Here is a 20,421-nt window from a genome sequence, read left to right on the forward strand (position 1 = left end):
CCACCCGCCCGCGGCCTTGCCACCGAAGACACCGAAGGCGCCTGCCTGCCCCCGTCCAGCATCGATCACCGACTCCGAAGGAGCCCCCTGTGGGACTCGACCTGATCAACGGCATACCCGCACACGTCCTGTTCGTGCACGTCGTCGTGGTCCTGGTACCCGTCACCGCCCTCGCCCTGATCCTTTGCTCCGCCCTCCCCTCCGTCATGCGCCGGTTCGGTATCGCACTGCCGGCCCTCGCCCTGGTGTCCCTGATCAGCGTGCCGCTGACCACGGACGCCGGTGAATGGCTCGAACAGCACGTGGACAGCAACGCCCTGGTCCGCAGGCACGCCGAACTCGGCGACGAACTCCTTCCCTGGGCCGTCGCGCTCTTCCTGACGGCCGCCGCGGTGTGGTGGTTCTATCGCCGCGCCGTCAGCCGCACCCCCGACGCTCCGGGATCCACCGGCACAGTGGCCGTCCCGCTGCGCATCACCGCCGCGGTGCTGTCCCTCGTCATCGGAGTCGGCGCGGGCGTGCAGGTCTACCGGATCGGCGACTCCGGCGCCAAGGCCGCCTGGCACGACGGCTACTCCGCCACCGCCCGCCCCGACCACGACTGACCTGCCGTCGATCCCGGTCCGCCCGCGGACCGGGATCGACGACTTCACCCCGGCTCAGTAGGCGTTCAGGCCGCGCTCCCGGAACAGCTCCCGTACCCGCTCGACCGACTCCCGCTCAGGAACCGGGGTGTCGCGCAGCGGGAACGGGATGCCGAGGGCCTCGTACTTCGCGGCGCCCAGCTTGTGGAACGGCAGGACGTCCACCCGGTCGACCGAGCCGAGGCCCGCGACGAATCCGGCGAGTCCCGCCACGGCCTCCGGGTCGTCCGTCCAGCCGGGGACCAGGACGTACCGGATCCACATCGGGACGCCGAGGCGGTCCAGCCGGGTGGCGAAACCGAGGGTGGGGGCGAGTTCGCCGCCGGTCAGACGGCGGTAGGCCGGGATGTCGAAGGACTTGATGTCCAGCAGCACCAGGTCGGTGTGGGCGAGGAGTTCGTCGCTCGCGCGGGCGCCGAGGAAGCCGGAGGTGTCGAGGGCGGTGTGCAGCCCGGCCTCCTTGCAGCGGCGCAGGATCTCGCCGGTGAAGGCGGGCTGGAGCAGCGGTTCGCCGCCCGTGACGGTCACCCCGCCGCCGGCCGTGGTGAGGAAGGCGCGGTATTTCTCGATCTCCGCCATCACCTCGTCGACGGTCGTCTCCTTGCCGTCGCGCATGTGCCAGGTGTCGGGGTTGGCGCAGTACAGACAGCGCAGCGGGCAGCCGGAGACGAAGAGGACGAACCGGGTCCCGGGGCCGTCCACACCGGTGGACAGGTCCCAGGAGTGGATCCGGCCCGTTACCGGCCTGGTCACGGTGTTCACAACGCTCCGTGGAAGGTACGGCTGATCACGTCGAGCTGCTGCTCCCGCGTGAGCCGGACGAAGTTGACGGCGTAACCGGAGACGCGGATGGTCAGGTCCGGGTACTTCTCCGGGTGTTCCATCGCGTCCTCCAGCGTGGCCCGGTCGAGGACGTTGACGTTCATGTGGAAGCCCCCGGCGGCCATGTAGGCGTCGAGGATGCCCACCAGATGCCCGGCGCGCTCGTCCGGGTTGTGGCCCAGCCCCTCGGGCGTGACGGTCGTGGTCAGCGAGATGCCGTCGCGGGCCTGCTCGTACGGCAGCTTGGCCACCGACAGCGCCGAGGCGGCGACCCCGTGCCGGTCACGGCCGTTCATCGGGTTGGCGCCTGGCGCGAAGGGGGCCCCGGCGCGGCGGCCGTCGGGGGTGTTGCCGGTGTGCTTGCCGTAGACGACGTTGGAGGTGATCGTCAGCACGGACTGGGTGTGCTCGGCGTCCCGGTAGGTGGGGTGCTCACGCACCTTCGCCATGAACGACTCCACCAGTCCCACGGCGATGCCGTCGGCGCGGTCGTCGTTGTTGCCGTACGCCGGGAAGTCGCCCTCGGTACGGAAGTCGACGGCGAGCCCGGTGGCGTCCCGGAACACCTTCACGCGCGCGTACTTCACGGCGGACAGGCTGTCGGCCGCGACGGACAGGCCGGCGATGCCGCAGGCCATGAAGCGGTGCACGGGGTGGTCGTGCAGGGCCATCTCGACGCGTTCGTAGGCGTACTTGTCGTGCATGTAGTGGATGACGTTCAGCGCGTCGACGTAGGTCTTCGCCAGCCAGTCCAGGACCCGGTCGTACGCCGCCGACAGCTCGTCGTAGTCCAGGTACTCGCCGGTCAGCGGGGGCGCCGCGGGCGCGATCTGCTCGCCGGTCATCTCGTCCCGGCCGCCGTTGACCGCGTACAGCAGGGCCTTGGCCAGGTTGACCCGCGCGCCGAAGAACTGCATCTGCTTGCCGACCGCCATCGCCGAGACGCAGCAGGCGATCGCGGTGTCGTCCCCGGTGCGCGGGCGGATCAGCTCGTCGGACTCGTACTGGACGGCGCTGGTGTCGATCGAGACCCGGGCGCAGAACTCCTTGAATCCGGCGGGCAGCCGGGGCGACCACAGGACGGTCAGGTTGGGCTCGGGGGCCGGGCCGAGGTTGTAGAGGGTCTGAAGGAAGCGGAAGGAGGTGCGGGTGACCAGGGTGCGGCCGTCCTCGCCCATGCCGCCGATGGACTCCGTCACCCAGGTGGGGTCGCCGGAGAACAGGGCGTCGTACTCGGGGGTGCGCAGGAACCGGACGATCCGCAGCTTGATCACGAAGTCGTCGATCAGTTCCTGGGCGCGGGTCTCGTCGATGGTCCCGTCGGCGAGGTCGCGCTGGAGGTACACGTCGAGGAACGTGGACGTACGGCCCAGGGACATCGCGGCGCCGTTCTGCTCCTTCACCGCGGCGAGGTAGCCGAGGTAGAGCCACTGCACGGCCTCGTGGGCGGTGGCGGCGGGCCGGGTGACGTCACAGCCGTAGGTGGCCGCCATCTCGGCCAGTTCGCCCAACGCCCTTGTCTGTTCGGCGAGTTCCTCGCGGTCGCGGATGACGTCGGCGGTGGAGGGGCGGGCGTCGAGCAGGGCCCGCTCGGCCTTCTTGGCCTCGATGAGCCGGTCCGTGCCGTACAGGGCGACCCGCCGGTAGTCGCCGATGATCCGGCCCCGGCCGTAGGCGTCGGGCAGCCCGGTGATGATGCCTGCCCTGCGGGCGGCGCGCATCTCGGGGGTGTAGGCGTCGAAGACACCGTCGTTGTGGGTCTTGCGGTAGGTCCCGAAGACCCGGGTGACGAACGGGTCGGGCTCGTAGCCGTACGCCTTCAGACCGCTCTCCACCATCCGCAGACCGCCGTTCGGCATGATCGCGCGCTTGAGCGGCGCGTCGGTCTGGAGGCCGACGATCAGCTCGCGGTCGCGGTCGATCCAGCCGGGGGCGTGCGAGGTGATCGTGGAGGGGGTGGCGGTGTCGGCGTCGAGGATTCCCCGCCCCCGCTCCTCCGGGAACAGTGCGCTGACCTTCTCCCAGACGGCGCGGGTGCGGTCGGTGGGTCCGGTCAGGAAGGACGCGTCGCCTTCGTACGGCGTGCAGTTGGCCTGGATGAAGTCGCGCACGTCGATGTTCCCCCAGCCTTCGGCCGGGGGGACCCCCGTCTCGCTTCGCTCGCGCCACCCGCTTCCCGCGAAGCCCCGCCAGGCGCCGGTCGTCGTCCGGTTGTCCGCTGTCACGGTGATGGTCATCGCCGTTTCCTCCCGCTCGTGGTCCGCTTCCGATCCTGGTGAACGGCGCCGGCCGAGGGCAGTGCCGACCGGGGCCCGGGGCGGGGCCGTACGGCCCCACTCCACCCGCCGTACGGCCTCAGGCGGCGGCGAGACCGGGGCGGACGACGGTGCCCGACCGGCCGTGGGCGATCTCGTACGCCGCGTCCAGGGCCCCGATCGCGCGGCCCCCGCCGACCGGGGGCACAGCGACGCGGCCCCCTGTTTCCAGGGGGCCGCGTCGCCGCCCCGTGCCCTCAGCGGTGCAGCAGGGGCCGACGGGCCTCGCGAGGCGACGGAGTCGTCCGGCCGGTGGACACCAGGCGCGTACGGCGGCGATGCCGCAGCCGTACGACGAGCGTGTCCAGCACGGCACTCACCACGAAGGTGGCCGCGGCGAAGATCATCAGGAGAACGGCGAACAGCCTCCAGAAGTCGGGCGTCAGTGAAGTACCCATCATGCTCACCCCCTCCGACGGGCGGGTCGTCTCACACCTTCAGGAGACAGCCGGCCCCGTGTGACCGCAGGGGGCCGGAGGTCTCCTCGTGGGAGCCGAGCGGCCCAGCCGCGGGACCGAGTGGCCCATGGCCCGCCGCCGGGCATCGGGCACACGCTGGTCATGGCAGTTCCCACACCCGTCAGGGAGGCCCGCCGTGATCACCACTCGCACCCCCAGCATGCTGCGAGCACTGCCCGCGGAACACCGGCAGCGGCTCATGCGCATCGCCCGCGAGGTGTCCGTCCCCCAGGGGACGCGCCTGTTCGAGGAGGGCGGCAAGGCCGACCGGTTCTGGATCATCCGCACCGGCACGGTCGAGCTCGACATGCGTGTGCCCGGCCGCCGCGCGGCCGTCATCGAGACCCTCCATCACAACGAACTCGTCGGCTGGTCCTGGATGTTCGGGCCGCACGTCTGGCACATGGGCGCCGAGGCGACCACCCCGGTACGCGCGTACGAGTTCGACGCCACGGCCGTCCGGCTGATGTGCCAGGAGGATCCGGCCCTGGGCAGCTCCGTCGCCCAGTGGGTCGGCGACGTGCTCGCCCACCGCCTGCGCTCCGCCCGGAGCCGGCTCCTGGACCTGTACGCACCCTACGGCGCCGGCACCCACGCCTGAGCCCGGCAAAGCACCGCGCGCTGAGGGCCGAGGACCGAGGACCGAGGACCGAGGACCGAGCACACAAGGAGGGGAACCACGATGCACGGCACCCCGCACATCGTCAGCGATGTCATGACCCACACGGTCACCGCGGTCGGCCGCCGGGCCACCTTCAAGGAGATCGTGCGGATGATGCAGGACTGGAAGGTCAGCGCCCTGCCCGTCCTGGAGGGCGAGGGCCGCGTCGTGGGCCTCGTCTCCGAGGCCGACCTGCTGCCCAAGGAGGAGTTCCGCGACAGCGACCCCAACCGGTACACCCAGTTGCGCCGTCTGTCCGACCTCGCGAAGGCCGGAGGCTTGACGGCGGAGGAGCTGATGACCGCCCCGGCGCTCACCACCCGCCCGGATGCCACGCTCGCCGAAGCCGCGCGGACCATGGCACGGGCCAGGGTCAAGCGGCTTCCGGTGGTCAACGAACTGGGCATGCTGGAGGGGATCGTCAGCCGGTCCGACCTCCTCAAGGTCTTCCTGCGCGACGACGAGGACCTCGCCGAGGAGGTCCGCCGCGAGGTCGTGTCCTCCCTCTTCCCACCGCCGGGATCGTCGGTCGTTGTCCAGGTGCACGAGGGCGTGGTGAAGCTGGTCGGCCGGGTCCGGGACACGTCCCTGATCCCCGTGGTGGCCCGCCTGGTGCGCGCCGTCGAGGGCGTGGTGGACGTGGACTTCGAGCTGGAGGGCCGGGAGGGTTCGCAGAGCCCGTCGGCTCCGACGGGCCCCACGACCAAGGGGGTCAGGGATCCGGCGCCGGACGCCCGGTGAGCCGGCGGCGGGCCACGGTCGGCTGGGGAGCCGGTACGTCGTACGGAAAGGTGCGGGTCGGCGCCGACTGGCTGCCTCCGTTCCAGGGGGCGGGGTGACGTGGCACCAGGCCAGGTGCGGGCATTCCTCGTCGTCCAGCGGCCGGCGGCCGGTGAGCGCTGGACGACGAGGTCGTCCAGTACCGTCCTCATCACGGTGGCGGCGGCGCCTTCGAACCCACCGGTGACAGGGGCACATCCCGCAGCCCAGTAGGGCCGGTCGGCCCTAGTGCATCCGGCCCCGTCGAGCGATGATCGTCGGCACGGGCAACCCGCAGCCCGTACGCCACTGGGTACGAGGGGCCGTCATGACCGAGACACGCACCTTCACGGAACAGAACCCGATCCGTGTTTTCCTGCTCGACGACCACGAGGTGGTACGACGCGGCATCACCGACCTCCTCGACGCCGAGCCGGACATCTCCGTGGTCGGTGACGCGGACTCCGTCGAGCACGCCCTCGCCCGTACCCCGGCATTGCGTCCGGACGTCGCCGTGCTCGACGTACGGCTCCCGGACGGCGACGGCATCACGGTCTGCCGGGAACTGCGCAGCCGGATGCCGGAGCTGGCCTGCCTGATGCTGACCTCGTTCGACGACGAGGAGGCCCTGCTGGACGCGATCATGGCCGGCGCCTCCGGCTATGTCCTCAAGCAGATCAAGGGCTCCGACCTCGTCTCGGCGGTACGCACGGTGGCCTCGGGCCAGTCGATGCTGGACCCCGCGACCACGGCCCGCCTGATGCGGTCGCTTCGCGCCGATCCCACGGAGACACCGGCCCTGTCGCCCGAGCTGGCGAGCCTGTCGCCCCGCGAGCGGGACATCCTGGCCCTGATCGGTGACGGCCTCACCAACCGTGAGATCGGCAAGAAGCTCTACCTCTCCGAGAAGACCGTCAAGAACCACATCTCCCGCTTGCTGGCCAAGCTCGGCGTCCAGCGCCGTGTCCAGGCCGCAGTCCTCGCCTCCCAACTGGAGCAGCCGGACACCGGCAGACACCCCGGCAGGTGAGGGGCGGCGAGGGCAGAACGCGATGCCCCGCCGGTTCCGCGGCCGGTTGACGCACCGTTTCAAGGTGTCGCGTTCCTTGTAGAGCCGCGTGTCGTGGCCGGGCGGCCGGCCGGCCTTCAAGTCACGCTTCTGCGGTCGGCGGCTTGGCCGGCCCACCCCGGGAGGACCCCGGTTCAGCGGCTCTCAGTCGGGCCCGGCGCCGTCGGCACACAGATCCGCTCCCGGCCTGTCCGCGCTGGGCACGGATGTGAGACAGGCAAGAGGCCGCGGTCGGGCCCCGTCACCCCCGCACCAGACGCGTCAGCGTCCGGGCACTCACCGCCTCCGGGCTCATGTGCACCGCGCCTGCCACCGGACGTCCGGCGACCACCACGAAGCGGACACCCTTCGGCTGTCCTGCCGCGAGAACGGACGCCACAGCCGATCGCGCCGCGTCCCCGGTGGTGACGATGGTCGAGCAGCGCAGCTGCACCAGCGTGTTGACATATGCGGCACCGTCGGCCTTCTCGGGCAGGCCGTAGCGCTGTACGACGACATCCGACCCGCTGCTCCCGCCACCGATCCGCCGCAGCGCCGCCCAGGTACCCGCGATGCCCGGATCGGATTCCTTGGACGTCAGGAGGCAGGCCCGGGTGGCGGTGTCGACATGCGAGACGGGAGCGGGCGGGGACGGCGCGGGCGTGCCGTTCGCGAACAGGAGCCAACCAGTGACCGCCAGGACGACCGCCGCCACTGCCGCCACCCCGGCGACGAGGGTGGCGGGACTCTTTCCACGGTTCACGGCCATGATCCGCATGCCGTGTTCACCCCGCTCTCATGCGTGCAGACGCCCGTGACAATGCCGTGCACCGCGCGTGCGGCACCGATCGCCGGGTCCTGCACCGACACCGGCAGGTACCACTCGGGCTCGTGGCCCATGGCGTGCACAAGCTCCCGCCACGACATGCCCGTCTCGTTCGACTCCTCGGGCAGCCGGACGTCGAGAACGAGCGGTTTCCCGGCGCCACCCGACGTGGACACCGGCACGCTCGCCCGCAGGACGTCACCGCTCGGGCCGCAGATCCGTACGGCGGCTGTGAGCGGCTCGGCCAGGTCCATGTCCAAGGTCGCCGACACCCGCAGATCGTCACCGTCCAGGCCGAAACCCTCGACGGTCAGCCGTGGCAGCGTGCACGTCGCGCGCCGAGCCGGTCTTCGACCGCGGGAAGCCGGTCGCTCCGCCCTCGTGCGGGCCGGGTCCGACATGGGCCGCGAACATGCCGAAGACGGCGAGGCCACGGGCCAGGTCCAGGCCGATCAGCCGCCCCTGCCGACCGGAGGGAGATACCCCGCCGGGTGGCTGGAGCTGCGACGCACCTGGCCACATGGGCTCGCCGGGGCTTTAAGGTCGAGGCGACGGTCAAGGCGGTAGGCGCCTGGCAAGTGGGCAGTGGGCCGTACGGACAAGGTGAGGCGGAGCGCACGTGATCCGGGTGGTTGTGGTCGATGACGAGGCCCTGGTCCGGTCGGGGTTCGGGCTGATCCTGGGCGCGTCCGACGACATCGAGGTCGTCGCGACCGCGAGCGGCGGCGAAGCCGTGGAGACCGTGCGCCGGGAGCGGCCCGGTGTGGTGCTGCTGGACATCCGGATGCCGGACGTCGACGGGCTCACCGTGCTGCGTGAGCTGCGTACGATGCCGGATCCGCCGGTGGTGGCGATGCTGACCACGTTCGACGCCGACGAGTACATCCTGACCGCGCTGCACTCCGGCGCGGCCGGTTTCCTCCTCAAGGACACCGAGCCCGAGCAACTCGCCCACCTGGTGCGCACGTTGGCCGCGGGCGGCGTCGTACTGTCCCCGAAGGCGTCGCGGACCCTGCTGCACAGCCACCCCGGCACCGGTACGGCCGTCGACGAGGAGGCCGGTCGCGTCCATCTGCTCACCGCCCGGGAGCGCGATGTCCTCGTCCTGGTGGCGGAGGGCCTGTCGAACGCCGACATCGGCACGCGTATCCACCTGGGGGCCGGCACCGTGAAGGACCACGTCAGCGCGATCCTCACGAAGCTGCGCGTGACCAGCCGGGTGCAGGCGGCGCTGCTGGCGCAGCGGGCCGGACTGCTCGACGAACGCCCGCGGTCCGAGACCGGCCGATGAATCGCGCGCGTGTCTGGTGGGAGCGGGTGCCCGCGCCGGTCGTCGACGCCCTGGTGGTGGCGGTGGCAGCCGTGGACGTATGGCTGAACACGAGGGACGACTCGCCTCTCGGCGTCGCGCTGCCCGCGCTCGGCTGTGCCGCGCTGGCCTTCCGGCGCAGGTTCCCGCTCGCTGTCTTTCTGTTCACCCTGCCGACCTCCCTGACGCAGGAGGTCGCCCTGGCTCCGCTCGTGGCGCTGTTCACCCTGGCCGAACGCTCCCGGTCCCGCCCCCTCCTGGCGGGGTGCGTGGCACTGACCGCCCTCGTGAACAGCGTTCCGTGGCCCATGACGAGCTTCGCGGACTTCGCCCAGGCCATGACGCTGATCGTCCTGGTGTACAGCCTCGCTACGGCTGCCGCCCCGGTCCTGTTCGGGCAACTCCTCCAGGCTCACCGGGACCTGGCACGGCGGCTGGCGGAGATCGAGGAGGCCAGGGAGCACGAGCGGGCCCTGCACGCGCAGGCCGTGCTCGCCCGCGAACGCACCCAACTGGCCCGCGAGATGCACGACGTGGTCTCCCACCAGGTCAGCCTGATCGCCGTACAGGCCGGAGCCATGCAGGTCGCCGCCAAGGACCCGAATGCCAGAGAGGCCGCTCGCACCATCCGTTCGCTCAGTGTCACCACACTCGACGAACTGCGCACCATGGTCACGCTGTTGCGTGCCTCCGGCGGCCGGGCCACCGAGCTGACTCCTCAGCCCACCCTGGCCGACCTGCGCAGACTCGTGGAATCCAGTGGCACGCACGCACAGTTGACCGGGGAACTCCCGCCCACCGTGGGAACCCCGACCCAACGCGCCCTCTACCGCACGGTCCAGGAGGCGCTGACCAATGTCCGCAAGCACGCCCCCGGTGCCAGGGCCCGCGTCGAACTGTGGCAGGACGGCGACCACATCGGGGTGACCGTCGCCAACACCCCGCCCACCCGTCCTTCCCTGTCACTTCCCGGTTCGCAGCACGGTCTGATCGGCCTGCGGGAACGGGCCGACATCCTGCGCGGCACCCTGGAGGCGGGGCCGACCCCGGAGGGCGGCTACCGGGTGCGGGTGCGGATTCCCCTCAGCGCGGACTGAGGGGGTGAATCGTCCCCTGCGGAGGCCTGTTGGAGTCGGTTGGAGGTCGGTTGGAGGTCGGTTGGAGGCCTGCTCGGAGTACTCGGAGTACTCAGAGCGCCCGGAGTACTCGGAGCGCTCGGAGCGCCGCGTCGGCGGGCCGCGCCGACCGCGCACCGCACCGCACCGCACCGCGCTCCGAGCGAGCCCCGCCAGAACTGGACAGGGCCGAACCGGGCGGGTCAGAACTGGCAGGTGTCCATCCACCGCGTGACCAGGGACGTGTTGTTCTTGTCGGTGTCACGTACGGGACCGCACAGGAACGGGCCGAAGCGGGTGTCGGCGCGCAGCCAGAGGCTGAGGAACGACACGATCCACTTGCCCTGCTTGGCCTTGTTGCCGGAGCCCGTCATCGGGCACAGATGGTCGCCCGGAACCTCGATGTAGAGCTTCTCGGCCTGTGCCATGGAGTTGTACCAGGGCAGCGCGAAGGTGTTGCCGGGGGCGACGGGGTCGCTCTTGCAGGTCAGGAAGAACGTGGGGTCGGTGACCGCGGAGAAGTTCATGTTCGGGTAGTACGGGGCCGTGGGCACGCCCGCCAGGAAGCGCGGGTCGTCCCGGAGGGCCGCCATGACACCTCCGCCGCCCATCGAGTGACCGACCGCGCCGAGCGTGCCGTTGACCTTCCCGGATATCGGGTTGCCGGTGGTGTTGCCGAGCGCGAGGAGCTGGGTGCCGGCGGCGCTGATCTGGCGCCCGCGCGACGCGGGATCGTCGAGAAGTGTGTTGGTGCCGACGTTGATGACGACGAAGCCCCAGGAGGCGAGGCGGGGTGCGAGCCACCGCAGGTTCTGCTGGGTGCCCTGATAGCCGGGCATCAGTACGACACCCGGGTACGAGCCGCTGTTCGTGGGGTAGGTGACCGTGCCCGAGCCGTATCCGCTCGGGCTGGGAACGGTGTAGGTGGCGGTGGTCAGCGGCCCGTTGGCGGCCTCCAGGGAGGTGGCCGTCGGGTCCGGGATGGCGGCGTCGCCCGGAGGGACGCCCGCACCGGAGCCGCCGTACACCTGGAACTCCCACAGCGAGTAGCCGTAGGCGGTGGCACGCTGGGTCGCCTGGAGGCGGACGTACCGGCCGCTGCCGTTCACGTCGATGGTCTGTACGCCGCCGGTGCCGGTCGTGGTCGAGTGGACGGTGGTCCAGTCGGTGCCGTCGTCGGAGGTCTGGATCCGGAACGCGCGGGCGTACGCGGTCTCCCAGCGCAGTACGACTCGGCTGATGGTGGCGGTGGCGCCCAGATCGACGCTCAGCCACTGCGGGTCGCTGAACGCGCTCGACCAGCGCGTCCCGGTGTCGCCGTCCACGGCCGCGGTCGCGGGAGTGGACGTGCTCTCGGTGGACGAGGTGGTGACCGGTTTGTCCTGGGACAGCAGGTCCGCGGCGGCGGCCGTCAGCAGGGCGAGCGTCAGCGCGATGGTGGCCGCCAGGGCGATCAGCACCGTCGTGGCCCGGGGCCGGGGCCGGGGCTGTAACTGCGCGGTCGGGTGAGTGCAACTCCTGGATGGACGCATTGCTTTACCTCCGGATTGCGGTGGGCGCGCGGTAACCGGACAGCTGGGTGCGCCTGCACTGTGAGACCCGCCGGATCCGCCGGAAGGTGTTCTCTCAGAGTGCGGCAAAGGAAGGACATAGCGGAGGGAAGCGAAAGGGGGAAGGCACACCGCGTACCTCGGCTGACCGGACTCCGCGAAACAGCCGGTCGATGACACGCGGCATGTGCGAGGCATACGACATCGCCCGGGCCGCATCGGCGCATGTCCCCGGCACTCGAACGACATGGGGCATGGGCACGGCGACGGGGACGGCGACGAGGACGCGCCAAGTGCGGCCCGTCCCCGGTGTGTTCACCGCCCCCGGCGCGTTCAGCCGATCTTGGTCATGTTCCACTGCTGCGGGGAGCCGCCGTTGGCGGACCACTGGATGATGGTGCTCCCATCCGCGTCGAGGTTGGAGTTGTCCAGCACCTTGCCGCTGTGCCTGTTGGTGAGCCGGTACGCGCCGCCGCCGAGCGCGGTGACGGCCCACTGCTGCTGGGTGCTGCCGTTGTCGGTCCGCTGCACGATCGCCGAGCCGTCGCCGGTGCCGCCGTTGTCGTCGAGGGCCTTGCCGCTGCGGACGGAGACCACCTTGTAGTAGCCGTGGTCCAGAGCGGTGACCGTCCACTGCTGCGGGGAGCCGCCGTTCTGCGTCCACTGGATGATCTGGCTGCCGTCGGTGGTGATGTTGCCGTTGTCCAGGGCCTTGTTGCTGCGGGCGCTGACCAGCCGGTAGACGCCGTTCGCGAGGACGGCCGGCATGCCGCTGACCTCCACGCAGACCACGGAGTCGGTGGCGTTGGGCGCGGTCGCCGGAACGCTGACGTTGATCTGGCCGCCGCTGACCGTGTACGAGAGCGAGGCCGAGGGGTTGTTCAGCAGGTAGACACGGCTGATGGTGTTGGAGACCGCCGGGACCTGCAGGGTGCCGCCCGAGGGCCAGGTGAAGACGTGGGCGAAGAGCTTGCCGTTCTTCTTGGTGATCCTGCCCCAGGACGGCTCGGTGGCAAAGGGGCTGCCGCTGGTGCCGTGGATGCTGTCGCTGTGGGTGGCCATCCAGGAGGCGATCCCTGTGAGTGACGCCGTGGTCCCGGCTGTCACGGTGCCGTCGCCCTTCGGGCCGATGTTGAGCAGGTAGTTGCCGTCCCGGGAGACGACCGTGACCATCTCCTGGATGACCTCCTTCACCGGCCGGTAGCTGTTCTCGGCCCAGTCCGTGTAACCCCACTGGCCGTTCAGGGTGGCGCAGGTCTCCCACAGCCGGTCCAGCGGCGCGGCGGGCACGGTCTGCTCCGGGCAGGCGAAGTCGCCGAGGCCCAGGTCCCGCTTGACGCGTTCGTTGACGACGAGGTTGGGCTTGCGCGCCATCAGCCAGGCGTACAGGTCCTGACCGTCGGCCTTGGTCCACCAGGCGCCGAGCGTGGGAGTGGTGGAGTCGGGGCACCAGTCGCCGTCGAACCACAGGACGGCCGGGTCGTAGCGGTCCAGCAGTTCCTGCAACTGGCCCTTCATGTCGTTGATGTAGGCGGTGCGGGCGGCCATCGACGACATGTCGGAGTAGAAGCTGCTGTTGTTGACGGTCTGCGAAGGGTGGTTCCAGTCCAGGATCGAGTAGTAGAGCCCGAACTTGATGCCCCTGCTCTCGCACGCGGACTTCAGCTGAGCCAGCAGGTCGGGCTGGAAACCGTTGTAGTCGTGCAGGTTGTAGAGCTTGGTGCCGGTGGTGTCGGTGAATCCCGGGACGTTGGAGTCCCACATCGCGTAGCCCTCGTGGTGCTTGGCGGTGATCACGAGGTACTTCATGCCGGCGTTCTGGGCCAGTTGGGCGATGGTGTCGGCGTTGAACGAGGCCGGGTTGAACGGAGTGGTCACCTGGGCCTGGTAGTTGACCTTGTTCCACTTCTCGGAGTTGAACGCCCACTCGCCATGTCCGAGGTAGGAGTAGGACCCGAAGTGGATGAACATCCCGAACCGGGCCTGGTACCACCAGTCCATCTTCGACGAGGGGGTGTAGGCCTCCGCCGTGGCGGGCCACACGATCTGCGGCAGGCCGAAGGCCGCGATACCGCCGGCGAGGGTGGCGGCCTTGATGAGGGAGCGTCTGCTGAGGGGGGCGGAGGACACGGTGCGGCTCCTGGAGGGTGCGGGACACACGGGCAGGGGGGTACAGCGGCTCGTGTCCGCACCGAGTCAGAGCAACGCTGCACGGACATCGGATGTATTAACAGTCACGCACCCGCACCATGTCTAGAGGAAGTGCACAGGAAACAGAAAATCCCCGCTCACCGCACCGCAGTTGAATGCAACACCCGATAAGACATGGGACCTATCGCGGCTCGTTCGATGATGTGCAGCTCCTGTGAAGGTCGGCAACCTCCTGCCCGTCGGCGGCAACCGGGGGGAGAAACCGGCTCGATCTTCCAGAACGGATGCGCGATGAAGAAGCAGCAGGCCCCGCAGCACCGCCGACGCAGTTTTCGGCTGGCCGTGGGTACCCCCCTGGCGGTGGCGGCGGCGGGCGTTCTCGCCTACGGCGCGGTCTTCGGGACGTTCGGTGACGACGCCCAGCCCAAGGCCGCCGCGGCACCTGTTCCCGACAACGCGATGTCCGCCGTGGCCGCGATGCAGCCGGGCTGGAACCTGGGCAACAGCCTGGACGCAGTCCCGGACGAGACCTCATGGGGCCAGCCCCGTACCACGAAGGTCCTGCTGGACAAGGTCCGCGCCCAGGGCTTCAACAGCATCCGCATCCCCGTGACCTGGTACGGCCACCAGGGAGGGGCCCCGAACCACACCATCGACCCGGCGTACATGAAGCGGGTCAAGCAGGTGGTCGATCAGGCGCTGGCCGGCGGCTTCTACGTGATCATCGATGTCCACCACGACTCATGGCAGTGGGCCGCCGCGCTCTCCACCGACCACGACAAGGTGCGCGCCCGCTTCGACTCCACCTGGCACCAGATCGCCGACGCGTTCCGGAACGAGTCCGCCAAACTGGTCTTCGAGAGCATCAACGAGCCCAAGTTCGACAACGCCGACGACGCCCGGAAGGCCGCGCTCCTCAACGAACTGAACAAGTCGTTCCACGACATCGTGCGCGGGTCGGGCGGCAACAACGGCAAGCGGCTGCTGATGCTGCCCACCGAGGTCTGCACACCGGACCAGCGGCTGATGAACAACCTGGCCACCACGATCAGGTCGCTGCACGACCCGCGGCTGATCGCCACCGTGCACTACTACGGCTACTGGCCGTTCAGTGTGAACGTCGCCGGTGCGACCCGCTTCGACGCCTCGGTGCGGAACGACCTGGGCCGGACCTTCAAGCGGATCCACGACACGTTCGTCGCCAAGAACATCCCCGTCGTCATCGGCGAGTACGGTCTGCTCGGCCCCGACCACGGCCCCGGAGCCGTGGAACGCGGCGAGATGCAGAAGTACTTCGAGGCGTTCGGCCACACCGCCCGCACCAGCAAGGTCACCACCGTCCTGTGGGACAACGGCGCCTTCTTCGACCGTGCCGGGCTGCGCTGGAAGGACACCGACCTGTACCGCCAGATCAAGTCGAGTTGGACGACCCGCTCGGGGACCGCCTCCTCCGACCGTGTCTTCGTGCCGAAGTCCGGCCCCGTCAAGGACCGTTCACTCACCCTGAACCTCAACGGCACCGCCTTCACGGCGCTCAAGCAGGGCACCACGAAGCTGGCCAACGGCCGGGACTACACCCTCTCCGGCAACCGGCTCACCCTGAAGGCGGCCACCCTCACCCGGCTCCTCGGCGACCGCTCCCCCGGCGTCAGGGCGACGCTCCAGGCCGGGTTCTCCCGAGGACTCCCCTGGCGTATCCAGGTGGTCTCCTACGCCACCCCGGCGCAGTCGAACACGACCGGTCCGACCACGTCGTTCCGTATCCCCACCCAGTTCCGGGGCGACTCGCTGGCCACGGTGGAGGCCAAGTACGCCGACGGCGGCAACGCCGGCCCGAACAACTGGACCCCGTACCTGCAGTTCAACACCGCCTTCGCACCGGACTACGCCAGGAAGAGCATCAGCCTGACCCCCGCGTTCCTCGACACCCTCAAGGACAACGCGCGCGTCAGGCTCACCTTCCATTTCTGGAGCGGAACCACCGTGAAGTACGACGTGACCAAGTCGGGAGGCTGGGTCACCGGCGCGACCTCCTGACCCCGGCCCAGGCAGTCGGCGCCCGGCCCGGTGCCCCGCCGGAGGCGGAGAGCACCGGACCGGGCGCCGGCGAACCATGGGTCACACAGCCCCTGGGAACGGTGGAGGTCTGCTCTAGAACTGAGTGAAGAACTTCCACACCTCGGCCGGCAGCCAGGTCCGGGATCCGCTGTCACCCGGGGCCCGGTCCTGCGGAGCGGCGATGTGCCCTTCGTCGAACGCGGCCCAGGCGACCGGGTGTCCGGCCGAGCAGCCCGAGTAGGTGGTGACCCGGTGCATCAGGCTGCCCTGGGCCGGTTCGGGCGGGTTCTGGGCGGTGCAGCCGTTGTTCCTGACGAACTTGTCCCGCATCGCCCGTCCGCCGGAGATGCTGAGGACGTTGTCCCTCAGACCGTGTATTCCGAAGTAGGCGATGGGCTGGTTGCCGCCGCTGCATCCGCTGAGCTGTCCGCCGCTCTGGACCGCGACCGCCCGGAAGACCGTCGCTCGCGAGCAGGCGAGCGCGTACGACATTGCGGCGCCGTAGCTGAATCCCACGGCGAAACGTTTCGTCGTGTCGACGCACAGGTCCGTCTCGACGCGCCTGATGATGTCGTCGACGAGGTTGACGTCCTCGCCGCCCGCGTTGGCCCAGCCGTTGTTGAGGCCCTGGGGCGCGACGAAGATAGTGCTGTTGTTCGACAGCCGCTGAAGCCCGTAGTAGGCCCACGTGCCCGTCTCCACGGTGCGGCCGGTGGCGACGTCGGTGGAGGTGCCGCCCAGCCAGTGGAGCCCGAAGACCAGCCGGTACTGGCGGTTCCGGTCGTACCCGTCCGGGACCCGCAGGATGAAGCTCCGGCTCTTGCCGCCGCTCTGGATCGTGTACGTTCCGCTCGTCAGCGTGGGTGCCTTGCCGCACCCGGCGGTCGGGGCGGCGGGCGCGGCGGCCGTGCCGGACGCCGCGAGCCGTGCGTTGTCGCCGTGGTCGCCTGCCAGTGCCGTTCCTCCCGTGGTCAGAACGCACAGCGCCGCCAGCACGGCGCCGCATAAACGGAACCTGGTCCGTGTCATCGTCAACTCACCTTTCTCCGTTGTGTCCTGCGGTCACGGCGCCGACAGGGGTGAACCGCCACCAGTTCATGTTGAACAGGTAGCCGCTGCCGCCCGTGAACCGGAGGTAGAGGTCCTGGGTGCCGGTGGCGCCGCCGACCGGGCAGGTCACCGTCGTCCAGGTCTGCCAGCCACCGGTGTTGGGCACGGCGCACCGGCCCACGACCGGCCCGTTCGCACCGCCCACCCGTACTTCGATCGTGCCGCCGGCGTTGGCCGAGGCGACCCGTGCGGCGAAGGAGGCGGCGCCGGTCCCGAAGGCCACGCCCTTGACCTTGATGGAGTCCCCGTTGTCGATCCAGCCGACGTTCATTCCGCCCTCGCTGGACGGTTCGGTCTCGATCCCGGAGCCCCAGGCGATCGTCTCGGCCTCCTGGCGGACGTACGGATCCAGCGGGCCGGCCTGCGGGGCGCCGGTGCTCGTCATGTTGATCGTGGGGATGGTGCCGTCGGCGTTGTAGGAGAACTTCTCCACGGCGACGGAGCGGGTGAAGCCGCCGCCGCCCGGGAGTGCGCCGTTGTGGTAGAAGAAGTACGAACTGCCCTTGTAGTCCACGATCCCCGGGTGGTTGGTGAAGCTGCTGCCCTGTGTGGGCATGATCGTTCCCCGGTAGGTCCACGGGCCGGTCGGACCTGGTGCTGTGGAGTAGGCGATGAACTCCGAGCAGCACTTGGCCGCGAACACCAGGTAGTACAGGCCGCCCCGTTTGTAGACCCAGGGCGCTTCCTCGAAGAGCGTGGGACGGTTGGCGTCTCCGGTACGGGTGCCGAATCCCGCGGTGGTGAGGGGGATCCGGGTGGGGCTGCCCGAGTAGGACGTCATGTCGGCGTTCAGCTTCACGTACCAGAGGTTCGGGTTGCCCCAGTACAGGTAGGCCTGGCCGTCGTCGTCGATGAAGACGGTCGGGTCGATCTCGCCGGTCTCCACCAGCGGGTGGCCGATGGCGTCCCGGAACGGTCCGGTCGGGCTGTCCGACACCGCCACGCCGATGGCCATCCGGCCGGTCGCCCGGTTCTTCACCGGTACGTACCAGTAGAACCTGCCGCCCCGTTCGACGGTCTGGCCGGCCCAGGCGTCGGCGGAGGCCCAGCTGAAGGTGGCCAGGCTGAGCGGCGAGCCGTGGTCGGTCCAGTTGACCATGTCGGTGGAGGACCACACCCGCCAGTCCTTCATGGTGTAGTAGGTGGAGCCGTCCTCGTCGTGTCCGGTGTAGAGGTAGACGCGGCCGTTGTGCACCAGCGGGGCCGGGTCGGCGGTGTAGACGTTCTGGAAGATCGGGTTGTCGGCCCTGGCCGCCGTGGGCTGCACGGCGGCGGGGAGGACGGCGAACGCGAGCACGAGGGCCACGGTCCAGGCGACCGCCCGGGCGAGCCGCGTACCGGTGGTGGGTGAGGTCCGGACCGGGATCATCATCGCCTCCGTGGGGTGCTGACCGGCGGGTGACCGTCACCGGCCGGAGAGGAACCCGGCTCCCTCATGACCGGCTCCACTTCTGCCCGGCCCGGCCGTCGCAGGTCCACAGGACCAGCGGGGTGCCGTTGGCGGTGCCGGCCCGGTCGGTGTCCAGGCACAGACCGGCGTGGACGTTGCGGATCGATCCGTCGGAGCCGACGGTCCACTTCTGGTTGTCCTGGCCGTTGCAGGACCAGGTGATGACCCGGGTGCCGTTGGTGGTGCCCTGGTTGTTGGCGTCCAGGCACTTGTCGCCGAACACGCGGATCTCACCGCCGGCCCAGGTGGTCCACTGCTGGTTGGCGGCCGTGTGGCAGTCCCAGAGCAGGGCGGTGGCCCCGGCGGCGGTGGACGCGTTGTCCACGTCCAGGCAGCGGCCGGAACCGGTGCCGCGCAGCCGCGAGGTGGTGGCGGTCAGCGGGCTGCCGCCGGTCACCCGGTATACGGCCACTCCGTGCGCCGGGACGCTCGCGGAGATCTGTCCGGACGTGTTCGACGTGCCGCCGGTCCACAGGTCGGTGAGGGTGAACGAGCCACCGGACAGGCCGACTTGTGCCGCGGTCGTGGTGACCGTGGCGGTGGAGCCGCCCCGGTTGAACAGGCCCACCGCGACCGACCCGTCGGAGAGGGGCTTGGCGAACACCTCGGTGCTGCCGTCGTCGCGCACCCGGCGCCCGCCCGCGCCCAGTGAATCCTGGTTCACCGCCAGCAGACGGGGGTTGCGCAGGATCGCGCTCACATCGGCGGACATGGTGCGGATGTCGTTGCCGGCCATCAGCGGGGCGGCCATCAGCGACCACAGGGCGAAGTGGGAGCGGGACTCGGTCGTCGTCAGACCGGGGCGGCCGACGACCAGCATGTCGGGGTCGTTCCAGTGGCCCGGGCCGGACTGCGCCGCCAGCGGGGCGGTGACGTCCAGGACGTTGCCGACGCCCATCGGATAGCTGTTGGTGTTGTTGTTCTGCCAGATGTCGAGCAGGTCCTCGGTCGTCCGCCACAGGTCGGCGACCTCGCCCCAGTTGTACGTGGAGCCGGTGATGGCGTGGAAGCTGTTGGGGTTGATGCTGTAGACGATCGGCCGCCCGGTGGCGCGCAGCGCGTCGCGCATGATCGTGAACCGCGCGACCTGCTCGTCACGGGTACCGCTGGAGGAACACCAGTCGTACTTGAGGTAGTCGACGCCCCATGAGGCGAACGAGGCCGCGTCCTGGGCCTCGTGCCCCTTGCTGCCCGTGGACCCGGGATAGCCGCCGCTGGTCTGGGCGCAGGTGCGTTCACTCGGCACCTGGTAGATGCCGAACTTCAGTCCCTTGCCGTGGATGTAGTCCCCGAGCGCCTTCATCCCGCTGGGGAACTTGGTCGGGTTGGACCGCAGGTTGCCCGCCCCGTCGCGCTGCGGGTCGAACCAGCAGTCGTCGACCACGACATACCGGTAGCCGGCGTCCCGCATGCCCGAGGACACCATCGCGTCGGCGGCCTGGCGGACCTGTGCCTCGGTGATCCCGCAGCCGAAGCTGTTCCAGCTGTTCCAGCCGAGCGGCGGAGTGAGCGCCGGGCTGCCGGGCGCGGCCGAGGCGGTGGAGTGGGCGGAGGCCGTCACGGACGCGGTGACCGTCAGTGCGATGGTCGCGAGGAGGCGGAGAAGTCGTCCGCCTGATCGTCTGGGCACCAAGAGCTCCTTCACGGAAGGACGTCATGGGCGGACGACACGAAAGATCGATGTCACGTCCATGACACTGAGGAGAAGAGAGGTGGGTTCGAAATTTCGTGCATCATTCGGAAACTACTGGCCTCTCGGATACTAGGGAGGCCCTCGGACATGTCAACACCCGGCGCGGCACCGCCTCCACGGATCCGGCCATACAGGCGCACGGGAGCTGGCGCATCCGCACCGTCCGGGCAACTGGCCTGCGGTGATACGGGATCGAAAATCTCCGAAAGTTTCGACTCCACAGGCGATTCATGCGAGAGGTATTGACGCGGTTCACCGGCCACCTCATCATCCAAAAAAGCTCGACAACCCGATCAGCGCCCGACATCTCGTATACGGAACAGCCGCTCACTCCTGGCCGCGAATGTCATGCGCACATCACATCCGAGCCGTGGACATCGATGTCAGCCGTCCCCGTCCCTCTCCCCTGTTCGAGCCGACCCCGTCCCGAAGAGGTCCACGGAGACCCCCAC

Annotated in this window: 17 protein-coding genes; 7 read left to right on the forward strand and 10 right to left on the reverse strand. The window is 69.8% G+C overall.

Annotated features, from left to right (window positions below):
* Positions 1-89 precede the first annotated feature (89 nt).
* Entirely contained in the window at positions 90-605 is a 516-nt protein-coding gene (locus AOK08_RS08310; RefSeq protein WP_055524810.1) for a DUF2231 domain-containing protein, read from the forward strand.
* A gap of 54 nt (positions 606-659) precedes the next feature.
* Here the strand turns inward: AOK08_RS08310 and pflA are convergent, their stop codons facing one another.
* The 3 genes from pflA to AOK08_RS08325 form a co-directional block, all read right to left on the reverse strand.
* Positions 660-1,406, reverse strand: coding sequence for a pyruvate formate-lyase-activating protein (gene pflA, locus AOK08_RS08315; protein WP_055524811.1), 747 nt, complete (start codon positions 1,404-1,406; stop codon positions 660-662).
* On the reverse strand, positions 1,403-3,703 hold the full coding sequence (gene pflB / locus AOK08_RS08320; RefSeq protein WP_055524812.1) for a formate C-acetyltransferase: 2,301 nt from the start codon (positions 3,701-3,703) through the stop codon (positions 1,403-1,405). The genes pflA and pflB overlap by 4 nt, the downstream gene beginning before the upstream one ends.
* 275 nt (positions 3,704-3,978) lie before the next feature.
* Complete coding sequence (locus tag AOK08_RS08325; protein WP_107100883.1) at positions 3,979-4,182, reverse strand: hypothetical protein; 204 nt, start codon at positions 4,180-4,182, stop codon at positions 3,979-3,981.
* A 193-nt stretch (positions 4,183-4,375) separates the two neighbouring features.
* Between AOK08_RS08325 and AOK08_RS08330 the strand changes: the two genes are divergently transcribed.
* From AOK08_RS08330 to AOK08_RS08340, 3 genes are all read left to right on the forward strand, one after another.
* On the forward strand, positions 4,376-4,840 hold the full coding sequence (locus AOK08_RS08330; protein ID WP_055524813.1) for a Crp/Fnr family transcriptional regulator: 465 nt from the start codon (positions 4,376-4,378) through the stop codon (positions 4,838-4,840).
* Between the two features lie 81 nt (positions 4,841-4,921).
* Complete coding sequence (locus AOK08_RS08335; protein WP_055524814.1) at positions 4,922-5,641, forward strand: CBS domain-containing protein; 720 nt, start codon at positions 4,922-4,924, stop codon at positions 5,639-5,641.
* 346 nt (positions 5,642-5,987) lie between these two features.
* On the forward strand, positions 5,988-6,689 hold the full coding sequence (locus tag AOK08_RS08340; protein ID WP_055524827.1) for a response regulator: 702 nt from the start codon (positions 5,988-5,990) through the stop codon (positions 6,687-6,689).
* Between the two features lie 280 nt (positions 6,690-6,969).
* Here AOK08_RS08340 and AOK08_RS45595 read toward each other — a convergent pair whose 3' ends face one another.
* On the reverse strand, positions 6,970-7,470 hold the full coding sequence (locus AOK08_RS45595) for a hypothetical protein (protein WP_157876609.1): 501 nt from the start codon (positions 7,468-7,470) through the stop codon (positions 6,970-6,972).
* On the reverse strand, positions 7,467-7,805 hold the full coding sequence (locus AOK08_RS08350) for a hypothetical protein (protein ID WP_055524816.1): 339 nt from the start codon (positions 7,803-7,805) through the stop codon (positions 7,467-7,469). The genes AOK08_RS45595 and AOK08_RS08350 overlap by 4 nt, the downstream gene beginning before the upstream one ends.
* A 347-nt stretch (positions 7,806-8,152) precedes the next feature.
* Here AOK08_RS08350 and AOK08_RS08355 point away from each other — a divergent pair, with 347 nt between their 5' ends.
* Together AOK08_RS08355 and AOK08_RS08360 are read left to right on the forward strand one after the other, a co-directional pair.
* Complete coding sequence (locus tag AOK08_RS08355) at positions 8,153-8,824, forward strand: response regulator (RefSeq protein WP_055524817.1); 672 nt, start codon at positions 8,153-8,155, stop codon at positions 8,822-8,824.
* Positions 8,821-9,939 carry a sensor histidine kinase gene (locus AOK08_RS08360; protein ID WP_055524818.1) on the forward strand — a complete coding sequence of 373 codons (1,119 nt, stop codon included), beginning with the start codon at positions 8,821-8,823 and terminating at the stop codon, positions 9,937-9,939. The genes AOK08_RS08355 and AOK08_RS08360 overlap by 4 nt, the downstream gene beginning before the upstream one ends.
* A 221-nt stretch (positions 9,940-10,160) precedes the next feature.
* On the opposite strand, the gene AOK08_RS48675 is transcribed toward AOK08_RS08360, so the two are convergent.
* Both AOK08_RS48675 and AOK08_RS08370 read right to left on the reverse strand, forming a co-directional pair.
* Complete coding sequence (locus AOK08_RS48675) at positions 10,161-11,489, reverse strand: poly(ethylene terephthalate) hydrolase family protein (protein ID WP_079053902.1); 1,329 nt, start codon at positions 11,487-11,489, stop codon at positions 10,161-10,163.
* A 351-nt stretch (positions 11,490-11,840) separates the two neighbouring features.
* Complete coding sequence (locus AOK08_RS08370) at positions 11,841-13,637, reverse strand: alpha-L-fucosidase (RefSeq protein WP_079053903.1); 1,797 nt, start codon at positions 13,635-13,637, stop codon at positions 11,841-11,843.
* A 312-nt stretch (positions 13,638-13,949) separates the two neighbouring features.
* Here AOK08_RS08370 and AOK08_RS08375 point away from each other — a divergent pair, with 312 nt between their 5' ends.
* On the forward strand, positions 13,950-15,695 hold the full coding sequence (locus AOK08_RS08375; protein ID WP_055524820.1) for a cellulase family glycosylhydrolase: 1,746 nt from the start codon (positions 13,950-13,952) through the stop codon (positions 15,693-15,695).
* Between the two features lie 114 nt (positions 15,696-15,809).
* Here AOK08_RS08375 and AOK08_RS08380 read toward each other — a convergent pair whose 3' ends face one another.
* The 3 genes from AOK08_RS08380 to AOK08_RS08390 all read right to left on the reverse strand — a co-directional run bounded on the left by AOK08_RS08380 (position 15,810) and on the right by AOK08_RS08390 (position 19,906).
* Entirely contained in the window at positions 15,810-16,745 is a 936-nt protein-coding gene (locus AOK08_RS08380) for a CE1 family esterase (RefSeq protein ID WP_055524829.1), read from the reverse strand.
* 7 nt (positions 16,746-16,752) lie between these two features.
* On the reverse strand, positions 16,753-18,195 hold the full coding sequence (locus AOK08_RS08385) for a glycoside hydrolase family 43 protein (protein ID WP_055524821.1): 1,443 nt from the start codon (positions 18,193-18,195) through the stop codon (positions 16,753-16,755).
* A gap of 64 nt (positions 18,196-18,259) precedes the next feature.
* Positions 18,260-19,906, reverse strand: a complete 1,647-nt coding sequence (locus tag AOK08_RS08390) for a glycoside hydrolase family 27 protein (RefSeq protein WP_055524822.1) — start codon at positions 19,904-19,906, stop codon at positions 18,260-18,262.
* Positions 19,907-20,421 lie beyond the last annotated feature (515 nt).

Source organism: Streptomyces graminilatus (assembly GCF_001418565.1).
Classification (GTDB): domain Bacteria; phylum Actinomycetota; class Actinomycetes; order Streptomycetales; family Streptomycetaceae; genus Streptomyces; species Streptomyces graminilatus.